At 74.3% G+C, this 19,262-nt stretch carries 13 protein-coding genes and 1 pseudogene; 8 read left to right on the top strand and 6 right to left on the bottom strand.

The features are described from left to right. The first annotated feature begins 179 nt into the window (after positions 1–179). Positions 180–1,592 (top strand): protein phosphatase 2C domain-containing protein, encoded by a 1,413-nt coding sequence (locus PV342_RS02745; protein WP_500315731.1) that lies wholly within the window; start codon positions 180–182, stop codon positions 1,590–1,592. On the opposite strand, the pseudogene PV342_RS02740 reads toward PV342_RS02745, so the two are convergent. Further along, a pseudogene (locus PV342_RS02740) lies at positions 1,550–4,729 on the bottom strand (alpha-mannosidase). The gene PV342_RS02745 and the pseudogene PV342_RS02740 overlap by 43 nt on opposite strands. 90 nt (positions 4,730–4,819) lie before the next feature. Between PV342_RS02740 and PV342_RS02735 the strand changes: the two are divergent. Then, positions 4,820–6,235, top strand: coding sequence for a glycoside hydrolase family 47 protein (locus tag PV342_RS02735; RefSeq protein ID WP_500315730.1), 1,416 nt, complete (start codon positions 4,820–4,822; stop codon positions 6,233–6,235). Positions 6,236–6,254: 19 nt separating this feature from the next. Here the strand turns inward: PV342_RS02735 and PV342_RS02730 are convergent, their stop codons facing one another. Both PV342_RS02730 and PV342_RS02725 read right to left on the bottom strand, forming a co-directional pair. Beyond that, positions 6,255–6,749 carry an OsmC family protein gene (locus PV342_RS02730; protein ID WP_329185054.1) on the bottom strand — a complete coding sequence of 165 codons (495 nt, stop codon included), beginning with the start codon at positions 6,747–6,749 and terminating at the stop codon, positions 6,255–6,257. A gap of 2 nt (positions 6,750–6,751) precedes the next feature. Next, on the bottom strand, positions 6,752–7,405 hold the full coding sequence (locus tag PV342_RS02725) for a GntR family transcriptional regulator (protein WP_400795948.1): 654 nt from the start codon (positions 7,403–7,405) through the stop codon (positions 6,752–6,754). A gap of 165 nt (positions 7,406–7,570) precedes the next feature. Between PV342_RS02725 and PV342_RS02720 the strand changes: the two genes are divergently transcribed. Continuing rightward, positions 7,571–8,020 (top strand): ATP-binding protein, encoded by a 450-nt coding sequence (locus PV342_RS02720; RefSeq protein ID WP_018563109.1) that lies wholly within the window; start codon positions 7,571–7,573, stop codon positions 8,018–8,020. A 141-nt stretch (positions 8,021–8,161) separates the two neighbouring features. Here the strand turns inward: PV342_RS02720 and PV342_RS02715 are convergent, their stop codons facing one another. Beyond that, positions 8,162–9,199 carry a DUF2637 domain-containing protein gene (locus PV342_RS02715; RefSeq protein ID WP_026251727.1) on the bottom strand — a complete coding sequence of 346 codons (1,038 nt, stop codon included), beginning with the start codon at positions 9,197–9,199 and terminating at the stop codon, positions 8,162–8,164. A gap of 386 nt (positions 9,200–9,585) precedes the next feature. Here PV342_RS02715 and PV342_RS02710 point away from each other — a divergent pair, with 386 nt between their 5' ends. Beyond that, on the top strand, positions 9,586–10,398 hold the full coding sequence (locus PV342_RS02710; protein ID WP_018563107.1) for a GntR family transcriptional regulator: 813 nt from the start codon (positions 9,586–9,588) through the stop codon (positions 10,396–10,398). A 3-nt stretch (positions 10,399–10,401) separates the two neighbouring features. Here PV342_RS02710 and PV342_RS02705 read toward each other — a convergent pair whose 3' ends face one another. Further along, positions 10,402–11,181: a hypothetical protein gene (locus PV342_RS02705; RefSeq protein ID WP_400795953.1), complete on the bottom strand. Its 780-nt coding sequence runs from the start codon at positions 11,179–11,181 to the stop codon at positions 10,402–10,404. A 688-nt stretch (positions 11,182–11,869) separates the two neighbouring features. After that, positions 11,870–13,516 (bottom strand): PucR family transcriptional regulator, encoded by a 1,647-nt coding sequence (locus PV342_RS02700; protein WP_400795956.1) that lies wholly within the window; start codon positions 13,514–13,516, stop codon positions 11,870–11,872. 266 nt (positions 13,517–13,782) lie between these two features. On the opposite strand from PV342_RS02700, the gene PV342_RS02695 reads away from it, so the two are divergent. From PV342_RS02695 to PV342_RS02680, 4 genes are all read left to right on the top strand, one after another. Then, on the top strand, positions 13,783–14,670 hold the full coding sequence (locus PV342_RS02695; protein WP_361009649.1) for an FAD binding domain-containing protein: 888 nt from the start codon (positions 13,783–13,785) through the stop codon (positions 14,668–14,670). Then, the gene (locus PV342_RS02690; protein ID WP_386986923.1) at positions 14,661–15,221 is read left to right on the top strand and encodes a (2Fe-2S)-binding protein; all 561 of its coding nucleotides are present in this window, start codon (positions 14,661–14,663) and stop codon (positions 15,219–15,221) included. Before PV342_RS02695 ends, PV342_RS02690 begins: the two co-directional genes overlap by 10 nt. Before the next feature lie 5 nt (positions 15,222–15,226). Then, positions 15,227–17,608, top strand: a complete 2,382-nt coding sequence (gene pucD / locus PV342_RS02685) for a xanthine dehydrogenase subunit D (RefSeq protein WP_500315729.1) — start codon at positions 15,227–15,229, stop codon at positions 17,606–17,608. A gap of 144 nt (positions 17,609–17,752) precedes the next feature. After that, positions 17,753–19,255 (top strand): NCS2 family permease, encoded by a 1,503-nt coding sequence (locus tag PV342_RS02680; protein ID WP_500315728.1) that lies wholly within the window; start codon positions 17,753–17,755, stop codon positions 19,253–19,255. Positions 19,256–19,262: the final 7 nt, after the last annotated feature.

Raw genomic sequence — 19,262 nt, 5'->3', positions numbered from 1 at the left:
GAAATGAGCCATGGCGTAATCCCGCCGCCCGTCATCATCCCTGCTCGAACCCCTGTCCTGGCAAGGTGTCCCCACTGGATCGTCCGACGTGCGGCCCGAGGAGGGGGCCGGCCGCCCGTCGGGCCATTCGCGTTCCCGAACCCTGTTTCGCCGCGCGCCCTCCGGTGGACAATAGGGGCATGAGTCAGCAGGGGGAGACGGACCGCCGCCAAGAGGACGAGTGGTGGCGGCAGTTGTACGGGCAGCCCGACCCCGGGGGCCGCGAGCCCGGTGACACGCTCGACGACCGCTACAGCTCGGCCCTCACCGCCCTCGGCGAGGAGGCGGACGGCGGCGGTACGGTGCCGGCGCAGGCCGCCCCGCAGGACACGGCTCCGCCGGCCGCGCCCGGTGACGGCCGGTACACCGGCGCCCATCCGGCGCGGGTCCCGGGCGGCCGGTCCGGGGCGGGCCCCGACGAGGACGACGCCGGCCCGCCCGACACCCTGCGGCTGCGCCGCCCGGCACCGCCCCCGGCGACCGCCCCGCGCCCCTGGCAGTACCAGGGCCCGCCCCACCCCCAGGCGGCGTCCCGACCGGCCTCGGAGCCGCCAGGACTGCCCCCGGGCTGGGCCCCGGCCGAACCCGCCCCCGAGTCCCCGCCGTCCGAGGCGCCCCCGGGGCCCCCGGCCCCCGCCGCCCCGGCCGTCGGGTCCGCACCGACCGTCCTGCCGCAGCCCACCCTCACCGAGATGGCGTACGTCGGCGACGGCCCGCCCACGTACGACCCCGAGCCCACCGCGTGGCCGGCGGCCGACCCGGACGGCCTCGACGACCTCGTCCCGGACACCGAACTCGACGGCGCCCGCTACGGCCTGCTGACGGTCCGTACGGCCTCGGTGCGCGGCGACTCCGCCCGCTACCGCGGCGAGCCGCGCCGCGACGCCGTCCTGACCGCCCGCTTCGGCGGCGGCGACGACGCGCTGCTGCTGATCGCCGTCGCCACCGGCCCCCGCACCTCGGACACCGCCCACCGCGCCGCCCGCGACGCCTGCACCTGGATGGCGACGGCGGTGGGCCGCAGCCAGGCACGGCTGACCGAGGACATCCGCGCCTCGCGCCGGGGCTCCCTCAAGTCCGGGCTGCACCGCCTGACCGACCGCTGCTACGGACGGCTGCGCGCCCGCGGCGAGGACCTGGGCCTGGACCCGGCCGACTACAGCGCCACCCTCCGCTGCCTGCTGCTGCCCGCCGACCCCGACTGCCGTATCCGGCTCTTCTTCGGCGTCGGCGACGGCGGGCTCTACCGCATCCGCGGCGGCGAGTGGCAGGACCTCGACCCCTGGCGGCCCGACGAGCACGCCGAGACCGAGGACAGCCCGGCCGTACGCTTCCGCTTTCGCGCCTCCGTGGCCCGTTCCGGCGACACCCTTCTGTTGTGCAGCGGCGGCCTGGCCGGGCCGCTGCGCGGCGAACCCGCCCTCGCCGCCCGCCTGACACAGCGGTGGGGTGCCGCCGGGCCCCCGGGCCTGCCGGCCTTCCTCGGCGACACCCAGACCCGGGTCAAGGGCTACGCCGACGACCGTACGGCGGTCGCCGTCTGGGACGCCTGACGCGGTGCGGGGGTGAGCCGCAGCGTCAGGATCTGGAACGGGCGCAGCGCGAGGGCGACGGTGTCGCCTTCGCGCCCGGCGTCCTCCAGCGGCCGTTCCAGCAGGTCGGTGACCCGGGCGCCGGCGAGCGGGAAGCCCGTGGTCAGGGTGCCCGAGGCCCGGTCGCCCCGCGACTCGTACAGGCGCACCACCACGTCGCCGGAGCGGTCGTCGGAGAGCTTGACCGACTCCACCGTGATCCCGGGGTGACCGACCCGCAGCAGCGGCCGCAGCGGCGGCAGTGAACCCGCCCGCCGCAACGGCAGGTTGAGCGCCAGCCCCTCGGCGACCGCGTCGCCCACCGTCGCGCCGGGGCGCAGCGCGTAGCGGAAGCGGTGCGTGCCCTGGTCGGTGTGCGGATCGGGGCTGTGCGGGGCGCGCAGCAGGGTGAGCCGCACGGTGGTGTCCGTGCCGGAACGCCCCGCGTCGTGGCCGTACGTCGAGTCGTTGAGCAGCGCGACCCCGTAGCCCGGCTCGCCGACGAGCAGCCAGCGGTGGGCGCAGATCTCGAACCGGGCCGCGTCCCAGCCGGTGTTGGCGTGGGTGGGGCGGTGCACGTGCCCGAACTGGATCTCGGCGGTGGAGCGTTCCGCGAGCACGTCCAGCGGGAAGGAGGCCTTCAGCACCTTCTCCGACTCGTGCCAGTCGACCTCCGTGAGCACGTCCAGCCTCCGGCTGCCGGCGGTCAGCCGGAGCTCCTGGACGACCCGGCTGCCGCCGAAGGCCCGTACGACCCGGACGACGGCCCGCAGCGGCCCCTCCTCGACGAGCTCGACGGACTCCGCCGACGTCAGATCGGTGTGCTTGCGCCGGTAGTGCCGGTCGATGTCCCAGGCGTCCCACTTGGAGGGATGGTCGGGGTGCAGTTGCAGCAGGTTGCCGCGCGCCCCCGGTGCCAGCACCTCCCGGCCGGCGGTCAGGTCGCGGACGGAGGCCAGCAGCCCGTCCGCGTCGACGGCGATCCGCAGCAGGCCGTTGCCGAGCACGACCAGCCCGTCCTCCCGCACCGCGCGCACCGGCTCCGCGGCGGCGACCGCCCGTCCCCCGGCGGCCGCCGCGCCCAGCGCCGGGACGCCGACGGGCACCACCGCCCCGCCGTCCGCCAGGGGCTGCGCGCCGCTGCCCTCCGGCAGCGCGGCCGCCGTCGCGGCGTCCAGCTCGACGACCTCCTCCCGCGCGTACGGAGAGGCGTTGAGCAGGACGGGGGAGCCCTGGGAACCGCCGCCGCCCAGCGCCCGCACCGCCGCCGCGACGAGGGCCTCCAGCTCCGCCCGCACCTCCGTGTAGGTGTCGCGCGCCTCGCGGTGCACCCAGGCGATCGAACTGCCCGGCAGGATGTCGTGGAACTGGTGCAGCAGCACCGTCTTCCAGATCCGGTCCAGTTCCTCGTACGGATAGGCGTAGGAGGCCGGAGCCTCCAGCGCGGCCGCCGCGCACCACAGCTCGGCCTCGCGCAGCAGGTGCTCGCTGCGCCGGTTGCCCTGCTTGGTCCTGGCCTGCGTGGTGTACGTCGCGCGGTGCAGTTCCAGGTAGAGCTCCCCGGACCACACCGGGGCCCGGTCGCCGTACTCGGCCTCGGCCGCCGTGAAGAAGGCGGCCGGCTTCTCGATCTCCACCCGGGGCGCCGCCTCCAGGGAGCGCAGCCGGCGGGCCTTCTCCATCATCTCCCGGGTGGGACCGCCGCCGCCGTCACCCCAGCCGAACGGCACCAGGGACCGGGTGGCGCGGCCCTTCTCGGCGAAGTTGCGCACGGCGTGGGCCAGTTCACGGCCCGAGAGCTGCGAGTTGTAGGTGTCCACGGGCGGGAAGTGGGTGAAGACGCGCGTGCCGTCGATGCCCTCCCACCAGAAGGTGTGGTGCGGCATCTTGTTGGACTGGTTCCAGGACAGCTTCTGGGTGAGGAACCAGCGGACCCCCGCGAGCTTCGCCAGCTGCGGGAAGGCGGCGGTGTAGCCGAAGGTGTCCGGCAGCCAGATCTCCTAGGTCTCCACGCCCAGTTCGTCCAGGAAGAACCGCTTGCCGTGGACGAGCTGCCGGGCCAGCGCCTCGCCGCCGGGCATGTTGGCGTCGGACTCGACCCACATGGAGCCGACGGGAGCCCAGTTGCCGTTCCTGACGGCCTGCCGGATGCGCTGCCACACCACCGGCTGGTGCTCCTTCACCCAGGCGTACTGCTGGGCCTGTGAGCAGGAGAAGACCAGCTCCGGGTAGTCGCGGGCGAGCGCGGTGACGTTGGCGAAGGTGCGGGACGCCTTGCGTACGGTCTCCCGCAGCGGCCACAGCCACGCCGAGTCGATGTGGGCGTGGCCGGTCGCCGAGACGCGGTGCGCGCTGGCGTGCGCGGGCCGGGACAGCGCTCCGGCCAGTTCGCGGCGGGCGTCCGCGGCCGTGCCGTGCACGTCGTGCAGGTCGAGCGCGTCCAGGGCGTCCTCCAGCGCGCGCAGGATCTCGTGGCGGCGCGGATCGCCGAAGTCCAGTTCGTGCATCAGGCCCTCGAGCACCTCGACGTCCAGCACGAGGTGCCAGACCTCCTCGTCCAGGACGGCCAGTTCGGCGGTGTCGAAGCGGTAGAGCGGATCGGACCCGGCGGTCAGCACGTCGCCCAGCGGGGTGGGCCGCCAGTCGCGCAGCACGGCGGGATTGGCCGCGGCCTCCAGCAGCAGGCTCACCCGCTCGCCCCCGGCGGCGGGAGAGGCCACCGGGACGTGGCGGTTGAGCGGGTGGACGCCCTTGACCGGCACCCCCTCGGCGTCGTACACCATCCCCTCGGCAACGAAGCCCGGGCCGTCGTTGCCGAACCCCGGGTCGATCACGGCCTCGACCCGGCGGCCCCTCCAGGCAGCCGGCACCGTGCCCTCAAGCCGGAACCAGCTGGTCGACCACGGCGGCCCCCAGGGCGTGCCCACGGAGAACGGTTCGAACGTTCCGTCCGACCACGCCTTCAGGGCCTCACCCACCGGCAGCGGCTCACCCCGCCGGTCCTCCACGTGCCACACCGACATGCCCAGCGGCACCCGTGCGGCGTAGCGGGCGGGCCGGACGAACTGGTTCATGGCCCTGGTCAGGCGGCCTTCGACCAGCAGACGGTCGTCGTGCATCTCAGCTCCTCGGGTCGGCTCACCGGATGGATTCCCCGTCAATGCGGTGGTGTCCCGTAACGCCCGGAAGGCGGACGGGGTTTTCGGGGCATGAGAAAAATCGCGCGTCCCCGCGGACTCTCCCGGCGCGGATTGCTCGGCGCCGCCGCCCGGCTCACCCCCCTCGCCGCCGTCCCCTCCGTGTCCCTGCCCGGGTCGGCGGCGGCCGCCACCGACCCGTACGCGGCGCTCGCCCGCGCGTCCGTCACCGAGTTCCGCAGCGCCTGGGACGCCTACCGCAGACTCGCCTGGGGCCGCGACGAGTTGCGGCCGCTCACCGGTGCCGGCTCGGACTTCTTCATCCCCGGCAGCACCCTCGGCCTGACGATCATCGAGGCGCTGGACACCCTCTACCTGATGGAGCTGGACGAGGAACTGGACGCGGGCGTCCAGTGGGTGCGCGACGACCTCGTACTCGGCCAGGACGCCCCCGTCCAGGTCTTCGAGACGATCATCCGCCTGGTCGGCGGGCTGCTCTCCGGGCACCTGGCCACCAAGGACACGGTCCTGCTCGACCGCGCCCGCGAGCTGGCGGACCGGCTGCTGCCCGCCTTCACCCGGTCGCCCACCGGGGCCCCCTACCGCTATGTGAACCTGGCCACCGGCGCCGTCTCGGGCAAGGAGAACTACCTCGCCGAGATCGGCACCTGCATCACCGAGTTCGGCGAGCTGTCCCGGCTCACCGGGGACCGGAAGTACTACGACGCCGCGAAGAAGGCCCTGCGCGCCGTCTACGAGCGCCGCTCGCGGCTGAACCTGCTCGGCACCGGCATGAACGTCGAGACCGGCGCGTGGACCGGCACCACCGCCACCCTCGACCCGCCCGTCGACTCCTTCTACGAGTACCTGTGGGACGGCTGGGAGCTCTACCGCGACGAGGAGCTGCGCACCTGGTACTCCACGCTCACCGCGGCCGTGCTGAGGCACCTGACCGAGCGCCGTTCGGGACGGCTGTGGTTCCGCCAGGCCGACATGCGCACGGGCGCAGCCACCGGGCACGCGCAGTCCGAGCTGACCGCCTTCTACGCCGGACTGCTCGCCCAGAGCGGTCGCGTCGCCGAGGGCGAGGCCTACCACGACAGCTGGGCGGCCGCCCTGCGCTCCTTCCGCCTGCCGCCCGAAAGCCTCGACTACCACGGCATGCGCGCCCTGGACGCCTCCTACCCGCTGCGCCCGGAGTACGTGGACTCCTGCCTCTTCCTGTGGCTCGCCACGGGCAAGGAGCTCTACCGGCGACGGGCCGCCGAGATGTTCCGGCGGCAGAGGCAGTACTGCAAGGTGGCCAACGGATACACCGTGGTGCGTGACGTGACCGCCCGTCCCATGAAGCTGGGCGACCTGACCCCGGCCTACTGGTTCAGCGAGAACGCCAAGTACTACTACCTGCTGTTCGCGCGGGCGCGCCGGTTCGACTACCGCTCCAACTACCTCACCACGGAGGGCAACGTCCTGCGCGGACTGCGCTGATCCGCGCCCCGAAGGCCGCTCAGCCGCCCGCCGCGACGGTGACCTGCGCCTCGTGCGCCACGGGGAAGGCGACCGAGCCGGCGATGAAGCACAACCGGTGGGCTTCGGCGTGCAGCTCGACGGCGGCGTCCACCATGGCGGCGGAGGCCACCTCCACCCGGGGCCGCAGCAGGGCCCGCGTGAAGTGGCCGCCGCCGTCGCCGGTCTCCTCCATCGTGCCCTCCGCACGGTCGGTGTAGGAGGTGACCACCACTCCGGCGACGGTGCACACGTGCAGATACGAGAGCATGTGGCACTGCGACAGCGCGGCGAGCAGCAGCTGTTCGGGGTTCCAGCGGGCGGGGTCGCCGCGGAAGGCCGGGTCCGAGCTGCCGGGTATCGGCGGCACGGGCAGACCGGGCGCGGCGACCTCGTGCTCCCGCCCGTAACCGCGGTACGTGCTGGTGCCCGTGCCCCGGTTGCCGGTCCAGACGACCTCGGTGGTGTAGGTGTGGCGCTTGCTGATGTCGGGCACGGCTAACGCTCCTCCTCCGTCCCGCCCCGCTCGTGGGCGGCGCAGGTGTCCATGACGTGCTCACGGGCGGCCGCGTGGGCCTCTTCGGCACGGCCGGCGGCGATCGCGGCGAGCAGCCGCAGGTGCTGCGCGGCGACCCGGTCGGGGCGCTCCGGCGCGGCCGGCGACCGGCGTGTGGAGACCTGGATCTGGTCCCACAGCCGCTCCAGCGACGCGGCGGCCACCGGGTTCGCCGACAGAGCGGCGATCCGGCCGTGGAAGCGCCGGTTGTGCCGGACGGCCTCGACCAGCCTGCCGGCGGCCGTGGCCTCCTGGGCGTCCGTGGCGATCCGCTCCAGCGCGGTCAGCTCCGCGGGCGCTATCTCCCCGCGCCGCTGCCGCTCCGCGGCCAGCTCCGCCGTCAGACCCTCCAGTACGCCCCGTACCTGGTAGGCGTGCCGCAGCGCCTCCGGCCCCAGCTCGACCACGCTCACCCCGCGCCCCGCGGAACGCACCAGCCCGTCGGCGACCAGCGCCCGGAACGCCTCCCGCACCGGTGTACGACTCATGGCCAGCACCGCCGCGGCCTCGAGCTCGGTGAGGCGCTGGCCGGGGGCGTACACCCCGTCCAGGATCAGTTCCCGCAGCCGCGTGCGCGCGGCGTCCGTCTGCTGCACCCCTCCACTGTATCCATTGTATGCACTGTATGCAATGGATACAGTGCATACAGTGCGTGGAGGAGCGCTCCGTACGCGGCCCATGACTGGAGGTGGTCGCGGTGGGGCATGCATTGCGCGTAGATGTTCGAACCCGAATGGGCGTCAGCGGCCGGAGCGGAGCCGATGGAACGTCAGCCTGTCCAGCAGGGCGGCAGGGAGGCCGGGGGGCCCGTCGAGGCGTGCCGGCTGCACCGGCCCCTCCAGCACGCCGACCTGCCGGCCGTCGCCGACGTCCGCAGGCTGCTGCGCGAGGCGTTACGGAACTGGGGCGTGCCCGCCCTCGCCGACACCGCGGAACTCCTCACCACCGAACTCGTCACCAACGCCCTGCGGCACACCGACCGCGGCGCCGTCCTCACGGTGACGCTGCAGCCCGGCCCGGCCCACTGCCTGCGCGTGGAGGTAAGGGACTTCACGACCCGTCACCCGCGACTGCGCGCCCCCTCCGACCGCCGCACCTCCGGCCGCGGACTGCTGCTCGTCCAGTCGCTCGCCGACGCCTGGGGGGTCCGCCCGGACGGCGACGGCACAGGGAAGATCGTCTGGTTCGAACTCGACGCGGAGGCCGGCTGATCCGCCCCTGACCCGGTGCCCCCTGACCCGGTGCCCCCTGACCCGGTGCCCCCTGACTCATCGCCCCCCCCCGACGCGCCGCCGCCCCGGCCGGGGTACCGGGCCGGGGCAGCGCACCGACGGGACGTCGCGGGCGCGCGATCAGCCGTACTGGCGCTCCAGGTCGGCGAGTTTGCGCTCCAGCGAGTCCAGCTTGGGGAGCGCCATGGTGTCGTCCTCGGAGGTGAGGTCGATCGTCGTACGGGCGGTCTCCTCACGCACGGGCGAAAGGGCGGGCCGGGAGCGCGCGGGCAGTTCGGCCTTCTCCGGTTCTATGGCAGGCTCCGCGCCGGACTGGGCACCCGCCGCGGCCGAGGAGGGCAGCTCGTACTTGCTGCCGCCGCGGTTCCAGATGCGGTGCTGCCGGTTGATCGCCTTGATGCGAGCCCGTTCCAGGCGCTCGTGCCCGCGGCGGCGCATGGCCTCCTGCTCCTGGCGGGCACGCTCCTCGCGGACCTCCTCGACGGCCTCGTCGAGGGTGCGGACGCCCTCGAGCAGCATCAGCGACCAGGCGCCGTACGTCTCGCGGGGCGCGCGCAGCCAGCGGACCATGCGGATCTGCGGCAGCGGCCGCGGGATCAGCCCCTGCTCGCGCAGGGCGGCCCGGCGGGTCTGCTTGAGGGCGCGGTCGAAGAGCACGGCCGCGGAGAGCGACATGCCCGCGAAGAACTCCGGGGCGCCGGCGTGGCCGCCCCCGCGCGGCGCGTGGACCCAGTTGAACCATGCCGCCGCGCCCGCGAACAGCCACACCAGCATGCGAGAGCCCAGCGCCGCGTCACCGTGGCTCGCCTCGCGGACGGCGAGCACCGAGCAGAACATGGCCGCGCCGTCGAGCCCGAAGGGCACCAGGTACTCCCAGCCGCCGGACAGGCCGAGGTTCTGCCGGCCGAAGCCGACCAGGCCGTGGAAGGACAGGGCCGCGGCGACCGAGGCGCACCCGAACAGCAGGACGTAGGAGGCCGTTCCGTACAGGGCCTCCTTCTTGCGGCGCCGCTCCTCCGCGCGCTCCCAGGAATCGCCCTGGCCCGCGTCCTCCTTGCGGGCCTTGCGGTTGCGCAGGAACACCGCCGCGGCGGCGAGGACCGCCAGACCCACGGCGCACGGGAGCGCCCAGTCCAGCGTTGTGTCCGTAAGTCTCATCGTGCGATTCCTTGCGTCGCAGTACCGTCGCGCTCGGGCCGCGAGACGGCGTCCGCGCGCCATCCTGGCGAACAGCTCGGACGTGTGATGCGGTTTCAGGGCAAGAGAACGCCAACGGAGGGGCGGCGTGGGGCGGGATCGACAGAATGCTCGAACTGAATAGCGGCACCGGTTCAGTTGAGCGAGTGGAAACCTGTGGCCTGACGGGTGACCGGATGACATCGGTGAAAGATCCACACGAGGTGTGCCACCCCTCGGACGATCTTGGCCGGGGAGAGCGGGCCCACAGGGGGCTCGAAGCCGGTCGCCGAGCGTGTTGCAATAGACGGCGGCGCACATTCCCCACGAAAGTGCGCCAGCGCACACGACTGCCCGAAGGAGCCCCTGTGGAGTACGCCCCCCGCGCCCAGCGGCGCCCCGCGGCGCCCGCCGCCGCGGCCCCCGGGCTGCCCCCCGGTCACGACGAGCGGGTCCGGGGTGCCCATCCGCACGCCGAGCCCGGCACGCAGGCCGCCCCGGAGCGGGCCGAAGGACTTCCCCGGCCGCGCCGGCTGCCCGAGCGGTCCACCGTGCGGGACCAGGTCCTCCGCGCCCTGCGCGGCGCCCTGCTCACCGGAGAGCTGCGCCCCGGGGCGGTGTACTCCGCGCCCGCGCTCGCCGAGCGCTTCGGGGTCTCCGCGACCCCGGTGCGCGAGGCGATGCAGCTGCTGGCCCGTGAGGGCGCGGTGGAGGCCATGCCGAACAAGGGCTTCCGGGTCGCCGAGCGCAGCAGCCGGGACCTCGCCGAGCTCGCCGAGGTGCGCGCGCTCCTGGAGGTCCCCGTCGTACTGCGCATGGCCCGCACCCTGCCCGCGTCCCGCTGGGAGCAGCTGCGCCCGCTCGCCGAGGCCACGGTGGCCGCCGCGGCACTGGGCGACCGCGCCGCCTACGCCGAGGCCGACCGCGCCTTCCACCGCGCGCTGCTGGAGCTCTCCGGCAACCGGCAGCTCGTCGCCGTCGCCGACGAGCTGCACCGCAGGTCGCAGTGGCCGGTCACCGAGGACCACGGTCACGCCCGCCCCGGCGCCGCACCCGTGCGCGGCATCAGCGCCCGCCTGGTCGCCGACGCCACGCAGCACGCGGCGCTGCTGGAGGCACTGGTCTCCGGTGACCTCACCGCCGCCGAGTCACTGGTGCGCCGGCACTTCTCCGGGGCGTGACGCTCAGCCGGCGTCCGGCGCCGGCTCCCCGGGCAGCTCCTCCGCCAGCCACACGGGCACCCCGCCCAGGGTCCGGAACAACCGCGCCGCCTCCGCGCGCAGCCGTCCCGCCTCGGGATCCGGCGTCACCCCGGCCAGCGCGGTCAGGGCCGGCGCTACCCCGACGGCGTAGCCGAGCTCCACACGGATCCGCAGCGACTCCGTGAAGCCGTGGCGCGCCTCGGCGACGTCCCCGTCGCGAGCCGCCAGCCCGGCCAGGTGCCGCCAGGTGTACGAGGTCAGCAGCACGTCGTCGTGGGCCACCGCCCCCGCGTGCGCCCGGCGGTACGCGGCGCGCGCCGCGGCCGGGTCGTCGCCCAGGTTCTCCGCGACCAGCCCGCGGCGGAAGTCCAGCAGCGGACGCCCCGCCGCACCGGGCGCCAGCAGCGCCGCGCTGCGCATCAGGGCCGCCCGTGCCTCGTCGGCCCGGTCGCGGAGCCCGAAGAGCGTCGCCAGGTACGCCAGGTTGCCGCGTTCGCAGGCGGCCTCGCCGCGCTCGTCGTCGGTACGGGCCAGGGCCTCCGCCGTGCGCAGCGCGTCCTCGGCCTCCGCCCAGCCGTCCAGGGTGAACATGCAGCACTCGATCAGCAGCGCCGCCCGCCGTGTGGCCGCCGCCGGCGACCGCTCCGCGTAGGGTGCGAGCAGCAGCGCGGCCTCCATCCAGCACCCGCGGCCCCGCAGCCGCGTCACGTCGGGCGGCGTGTCGCCACCCGGCGCGTTCGGTCCCACCTCTGCGTCCGACATGGCGGTGTCCGCCACTTGCCCTCCCCGAAGCGCGTCATCGAGCCGGTTGGGCCGAAGTCCAGCACGACACCGGGTGCCACGCCAAGAGGGCGGACGGCGCGTGATCGATTTCCTGCCCGTCCCCGGCCCCCTTCACTCCGCAACCGCGGCGCAACTTCCCCGCATCCGCGCGCATCCGCCGGGGCGCACGGTGTTCACCGGTTCCGAAGGTGTGCATGTCCCAGGAGGTACAAGGCCCACCCGCACCGCCCGGCCCGCGAGGGGGCGCCACCCCACCCGTCGCCGGACGACGGCAGGGGCATCCGGCTGGATTCCCCCGTCCGGCCCCCGGTGCGGATCGGGAAAGTGCCACGGTGTGCCGCCGCGCACGGCGCTCACGGCCCTGCGGACCGCGGGGACCCCGGGCGGCCGCCCGGGGCGCAGGAGACCGCATCCTCCAGGCCCAGTGCGCCGCCCGCGCCGAACGCCGCCTCGCAGGCGGCGTCGCCGGAGGCGAGGCGGCGTGCGCCCGGGTGTCGACGCGCATGGCCATCGCCGGGGTGCCGCCGAGCAGCCGCCGCACCGTCAGGGAGGCCCGCACGTGGCCCGACGGCCGCTGGCACGACGGCCGCGGCGGCACCGGGCGGATGTCCGAGGCGACCCGGGGACGGCCGCCGCCGACCGCCCGCGTCGGCGCGGCGTGGCGCCGTCAGCTCATCCGCAGGGCCAGGAAGAAGTCGAGCTTGTCCTCCAGGCGCGACAGGTCGCGGCCCGTCAGTTGCTCGATCCTGCCGATGCGGTAGCGCAGAGTGTTGACGTGCAGATGCAGCCGGTTCGCGCAGCGCGTCCAGGAGCCGTCGCACTCGAGGAAGGCCTCGAGGGTGGGGATGAGCTCCGCGCGGTGCCGCCGGTCGTAGGCCCGCAGCGGGTCGAGGAGCCGGGCGGTGAAGGCGCGGCGGACGTCGTCGGGGACGAACGGCAGCAGCAGGACGTGGGAGGCCAGTTCCTCGTGGCCCGCGACGCAGACCCGGCCCGGGCGGGCGGCGGCGACGCGCCGGGCGTGGCGGGCCTCCTCCAGGGCGCCGCGCAGGCCGTCGGCGGAGTGGACGGCGGCGCTGACGCCGATGGTGAGCCGTCCGTCACCGTCCAGGCCCCGGGTGAGGGGGGCCCGCAGGAAGGAGAGCAGGCCCTGCGCGGACAGCTCGGGGGCCGTGCCCTCGGACTCCGGCGAGGACAACGGGACGAGGGCCATCGCCTCCTCGCCCGCGTGGGCGACGGCGATGCGGTCGGCCTGGTCGGGGCCCACCGCGCCCGGGTCGACCAGGGCCTCCTCCAGCAGTGCCTGGGCGACCGGGCCGGCCGCGGGCCCGCCGCCGGCCCAGTCGACGCGGGCGACGACGACCTGCCACTGCGGCGCGGTGCCGAGCCCCGGCATCAGCACGGGCGCGGCCACCCGCAGCCGTGCCGCGATCTCGCCCGGCGGCGCACCGGTCTGCACGAGGTCCATCACCTCGGCGGCGAGCCGGCGGCGCACGGTGCGCTCGGCGTCCCGCCGGTCGCGCTCGACGGCGATGAGCTGGGTGACGCCGTCCAGCAGGTCCAGGCGCTCGGCAGGCCAGTCGCCCGTGTCGGCGTCGACCGCCAGGAACCAGTCGGAGAGCACGGTGCCGCGGATGTCGTCGGCGGGGTCGCCGCTGCGGATGGGGAAGAGCGCGTAGTGGCGGCCCGCGGTGTAGGCGCGGTGCGGCCAGGGGCGGCCCGTCCGGGCGGCGGCCAGGTGCTCGCCGGCGAGCTCGGCCGGTACGCCGGCGGGCATCGGATGGTCGGAGCCGGCGATCCTGCGCCCCGTCGACGACAGCACCCAGGCGCGCAGGTCGAGGTCGCTGCCGAGCAGGTCCAGGACGGCGTCGGGACCGCCGCCCTCGGGTCCGGAGGTCATCAGGCGGCGGTGCCTCTCCACTACGGCTGCCAGGTCCCCGGCACGCTCGGTGGACACCTGGCGCACGACGTGCTCGGTGATGGAGGCGAAGGCGACGTCCTCGTCGACCGCGAACAGCGGCAGCCGGTGCCGGGCGCAGGCCAGCACCAGATCGTCCGGGACGGAGCCCAGCTCCGCCTCGCCGGCCGCGAGACCCGCGACACCGGCCGCGGCGAGGATCCGCACGAAGCGCTCGGAGTCGTCCGGCCCGCGGCGCCAGGCCAGCCCGGTCAGCACCAGTTCGCCACCGGAGAGGTAGCGGCTGGGGTCCTTCAGGTCGGTGGTCATCACGCCACGGACCGTGCGGTCCAGCTCCTCCCCGCCGCCGAGCAGCCGCAGGCCGAGGGCATCGGTGTCCAGCAGTGCGCGCAGCCGCATCGTCGTCGCCTTGTCTCGAACGCTTCCGTCTCTGAGGCGGTACCAGGGTGGCGCCCGCTCGATTGCATCGGTGTTGCCGCGTCGATGCCGACAGGTTTCAGGTCAGCGTCTTTCGGAGGAATCTACGAGACCAGCTTACCGACCAGCGAAGTGCTTCATGTGTTCGGTGACTGCACCCGGCACGGTGCCCGGACGTGTACTGGGTCACACAGCGTGAACAGGACATGAAAAGCCATCCCGTCCCCCCGACGAAGAAGAGAGCACTCATGGACTTCCTGCGTCCCGCGACCTGGGAGGAGGCCCTCGCCGCCAAGGCGGAGCACCCCACGGCCGTACCCATCGCGGGTGGCACCGACGTGATGGTGGAGATCAACTTCGACCACCGCCGGCCCGATGTCCTGCTGGACCTGAACCGTGTCGGCGACCTGTACGAGTGGGAGGTGGGGGAGGAGACCGTACGGCTGGGCGCCGCGGTCCCCTACACCCGCGTCATCGAGGCGCTGGGCAGGGAACTGCCCGGCCTCGCGCTCGCCGCCCGCACCGTGGGCTCCCCGCAGATCCGCAACCGCGGCAGCGTCGGCGGCAACCTCGGTGCCGCCTCCCCGGCAGGCGACTCGCACCCGCCGCTGCTCGCCGCCGGCGCCGAGGTGGAGGCGGTGTCCGTACGCGGCACCCGGCTCATCCCGGTCGAGGAGTTCTACACCGGGGTGAAGCGCAACGCCCTCGCCCCGGACGAGCTCATCCGCGCCGTGCACATCGCCAAGGCCGACGGCCCCCAGCAGTTCTCCAAGGTCGGCACCCGCAACGCCATGGTCATCGCGGTCTGCGCCTTCGGCCTGGCCCTGCACCCGGCCACCCGTACGGTGCGCACGGGCATCGGCTCGGCCGCGCCCACGCCGGTCCGCGCCGGCACCGCCGAGGAGTTCCTCACCGCGGCGCTGGAGGAGGAGGGCCTGTGGGACAGCGGGAGGACCGTCCCGCCGTCCGTGGCACGCCAGTTCGCGGAACTGGTCGCCGCCTGCGCCAGCCCCATCGACGACGTGCGCGGCAGCGCCGCCTACCGCCGCCACGCCCTGCGGGTGATGGCCCGCCGCACCCTGGGCTGGACCTGGGACGAGTACCTCGGCAACGAGAGGAGCGCCCGATGCGCGTGACCTTCACCGTCAACGGACGGCGCCAGGAGGCCGACGACGTGTGGGAGGGCGAGAGCCTGCTGTACGTCCTGCGCGAGCGCATGGGCCTGCCCGGCTCCAAGAACGCCTGCGAGCAGGGCGAGTGCGGCTCCTGCACGGTCCGGCTGGACGGGGTGCCGGTGTGCGCCTGCCTGGTCGCCGCCGGCCAGGTGCAGGACCGTGAGGTCGTGACCGTCGAGGGCCTGGCGGACTTCGCCAAGGAGCGCGGCACGGGCGAGGCGGGCCCCGGCACCGATCCGGGCGCCGCACAGCGGTGGCAGCCGCGTCCCGCCGGCCCGGCCACGGAGCTGTCCCCGGTCCAGCAGGCCTTCGTCGACGCCGGAGCCGTCCAGTGCGGCTTCTGCACCCCGGGGCTGCTGGTCGCCGCCGACGAACTGCTGGAGCGCAACGCCCAGCCCACCGACGCCGACATCCGCGAGGCCCTTTCGGGCAACCTGTGCCGCTGCACCGGCTACGAGAAGATCCTCGACGCGGTCCGCCTCGCGGCCGCCCGCACGGGGACGGAGGCCTGACCGCGATGGGCGTGACCCGTACCCCTACCCCCACCACCCAGGGCAGCGAGACCAGGGGCGGCATCGGCGAGTCCACGCTGCGCCCCGACGGCGTCCTCAAGACCACCGGCGAGTTCGCCTACGCCTCCGACCTGTGGCACGAGGACATGCTCTGGGGCCACACCCTGCGCAGCCCGCACGCGCACGCCGAGATCGTCTCCCTGGACGTCTCGCGGGCGCTGGCGCAGCCCGGTGTGTACGCCGTGCTCACCTACGACGACCTGCCCACCGACGTGCGGCACTACGGCCTGGAGATCCAGGACACCCCCGTCCTCGCCCACGGCCGGGTCCGCCACCACGGCGAACCGGTTGCGCTGGTCGCCGCCGACCACCCCGAGACCGCCCGCCGCGCCGCCGCCAAGATCGAGGTCGAGTACCGGGAACTGCCCGTCGTCGTCGACGAGGCCACCGCCACCGCCCCCGGCGCGCCGCTGCTCCACGAGGACCGCACCGACCACCACAGCGGCCACGTCCCGCACCCCAACATCGTCCACCGCCAGCCGATCGTCCGCGGCGACGCCGACGCGGCCGCCCGGCGCGCCGACGTGATCGTCACCGGCGACTACGAGGTCGGCATGCAGGACCAGGCCTTCCTCGGCCCCGAGTCGGGGCTCGCCGTCCCCGCCGAGGACGGCGGCGTCGACCTCTACATCGCCACCCAGTGGCTGCACGCCGACCTCCGCCAGATCGCCCCCGTCCTCGGCCTGCCCGAGGAGAAGGTCCGCATGACGCTCTCCGGCGTCGGCGGCGCCTTCGGCGGGCGCGAGGACCTGTCGATGCAGATCCACGCCTGCCTGCTGGCGCTGCGCACCGGCAAGCCCGTCAAGATGGTCTACAACCGCTTCGAGTCCTTCTTCGGCCACGTCCACCGGCACCCCGCCAGGCTCCACTACGAGCACGGCGCCACCCGCGACGGGAAGATCACCCACATGCGGTGCCGCATCGTGCTGGACGGCGGCGCCTACGCCTCCTCCTCCCCGGCCGTCGTCGGCAACGCCTCCTCCCTCGGCGCCGGCCCGTACGTCATCGACGACGTCGACATCGAGGCTCTCGCGCTCTACACCAACAACCCGCCCTGCGGAGCGATGCGCGGCTTCGGCGCGGTCCAGGCCTGCTTCGCCTACGAGGCGCAGATGGACAAGCTCGCCGCCGCCCTCGGCATGGACCCGGTCGAGTTCCGGCGGCTCAACGCCATGTCCCAGGGCGCCGTCATGCCCACCGGGCAGGTCGTCGACTCCCCGGCGCCCGTCGCCGAACTGCTGCGGCGCGTCAAGGCGATGCCGATGCCGCCCGAGCGGGAGTGGGAGAGCGCCGGCGGAGGCGTGGACGTCCGCGACCTGCCCGGGGGGCTGTCCAACACCACCCACGGCGAGGGCGTCGTCCGCGGCGTCGGCTACGCCGTCGGCATCAAGAACGTCGGCTTCTCCGAGGGCTTCGACGACTACTCCACCGCCCGCGTCCGCCTGGAGGTGATCGCCGGGGAACCGGTGGCCACCGTGCACACCGCGATGGCCGAGGTCGGCCAGGGCGGCGTCACCGTCCACGCCCAGATCGCCCGCACCGAACTCGGCGTCACCCAGGTCACCATCGACCCCGCCGACACCCGAATCGGTTCGGCGGGCTCCACGTCCGCCTCCCGGCAGACGTACGTCACCGGCGGCGCCGTGCGGCACACCTGCGAGGCGGTGCGCGAACGCGTCCTGGAACTGGGCCGCGCCAGGCTCGGCACCCACCACCCGGCCTGGGCCACCGCCGAACTCCTGCTGGAGGGCGGCAAAGTCGTCACCGACGGCGGAGAGGTACTCGCCGGGATCGCCGAGGTGCTGGGCGACGAGGCGATCGACATCGAGCGCGAATGGCGGCACCGCCCCACCGAACCCTTCGACCCGCGCACCGGCCAGGGCCGCGGCCACGTCCAGTACTCCTTCGCCGCGCACCGCGCCGTCGTGGACGTCGACACCGAACTCGGACTGGTCAAGGTCGTCGAACTCGCCTGCGCCCAGGACGTCGGAAAGGCACTCAACCCGCTGTCGGTCATCGGCCAGATCCAGGGCGGCACGACGCAGGGCCTCGGCCTGGCCGTCATGGAGGAGGTCCTCGTCTCCGACCGGGCCACGGTCCGGAACCCGTCCTTCACCGACTACCTGATCCCCACCATCCTCGACACGCCGCCCATCCCGGTCGACGTGCTCGAACTCGCCGACGACCACGCCCCGTACGGGCTGCGCGGCGTCGGCGAGGCGCCGACCCTGTCCTCCACCCCGGCCGTCGTCGCCGCCATCCGCGCCGCGACGGGCCTCGCCCTGCGCCGCGTGCCGGTGAGGCCGGAGCACCTGACCGGCACGTGAGGCAGCTCCGCCCGGCGCCGCCCGGCGCCGGGCGGTCACACCGCACCACTCTCGGGCCGTCCCCCGGTCGTGCTGCGGACCATCCCCAATCCCGTACGGCGCAGGCCGTCCGGGTGTCCCTGTGAACCTTGGGAGTGGCACCGCATGACCCAGTCGACCCCGTCAGCCACGGACAGCACCGCCACCGACGCCACCACCGCCACCGACGCCACCACCGCCACCGACGCCACCACCGGCACGCCGCCTCCCCGGCCGGCCGGGCGAACCCGGCTCGACCGGTACTTCCACATATCCGAACGCGGCTCGACCGTCGCCCGCGAACTCCGCGGAGGTCTGACGACCTTCATGGCGATGGCGTACATCCTGCTGCTCAACCCGCTGCTGCTGTCCGGCCCCGACGTGGACGGCCACCGGCTCGGCCGGACGGGCCTGATCACGGCGACCGCGCTGGCCGCCGCCGTCTCCACGCTCCTCATGGGCCTGCTCGGCAAGGTGCCGCTCGCCCTCGCCGCGGGCCTGTCCGTCTCCGGCGTGCTCGCCACGCAGGTCGCCCCGCACATGACCTGGCCCCAGGCGATGGGGATGTGCGTGCTGTACGGCGCGGTGATCGTGGTCCTGGTGGTCTCCGGTCTGCGCGAGGTCGTCATGAACGCGATCCCGCTGCCGTTGAAGCACGGGATCACCATCGGCATCGGCATGTTCATCGCCCTGATCGGGCTGGTCAACGCCGGGTTCGTGGGCCGGGGCGAGGGCGGCCCGCTCACCCTGGGCGCCGGCGGGGCCCTGGCCGGCTGGCCGGTGCTGGTCTTCTGCGTCACCCTGCTGCTGATCTTCATGCTGCAGGCGCGCGAGGTCCCCGGCGCCATCCTCGTCGGCGTCGTCACCGGCACCGTCCTCGCCCTGGCGGTCCACGCGGCCGGCGGCACCGACGCGAAGGCGTGGGGGCTGACCGTCCCCGCACTGCCCGGCCACCTCGTCTCCGCACCCGACTTCGGGCTCTTCGGACACGTCGAGTTCGGCGGCTGGGAGCACATCGGGGCACTGAGCGTCGGCATGATCGTCTTCACGCTCGTGCTGGCCGGCTTCTTCGACGCGATGGCCACCATCATCGGCGTCGGCACGGAGGCCAAGCTCGCCGACGACAGGGGACGCATGCCGGGGCTCGGCAAGGCGCTGTTCATCGACGGCGCGGGCGGCGCGATCGGCGGCGCCTGCGGGGCCTCGGGGCAGACCGTCTTCATCGAGTCCGCGACCGGCGTCGGCGAGGGCGCCCGCACGGGCCTGTCGTCCGTGGTCACCGGACTCCTCTTCGCCGCGGGGCTGTTCTTCACCCCGCTGGCGCAGATCGTCCCCGGTCAGGTCGCAGCGGCCGCCCTGGTCGTGATCGGCGCCATGATGATGGGCAACGCCCGGCACGTGGACTGGGGCGACCGCTCGGTGGCCGTACCCGTCTTCCTCACCGTGGCACTGATGCCCTTCACCTACTCCATCACCGCCGGGGTCGGCGCCGGAGTCATCGCGTACACCGCGATCAAGTCGGCCCAGGGCAGGTTCCGTGAGCTCGGGATCCTCATGTGGGCGCTCACGGCCGTCTTCGTCGTCTACTTCGCCCTGCACCCCCTCGAGGGCTGGCTGGGCGTCGGCTAGGAGGAGT

The organism is Streptomyces sp. PA03-3a (assembly GCF_033792735.1).
GTDB lineage: Bacteria > Actinomycetota > Actinomycetes > Streptomycetales > Streptomycetaceae > Actinacidiphila.
This window is presented reverse-complemented; position numbering and strand designations above follow the sequence as displayed.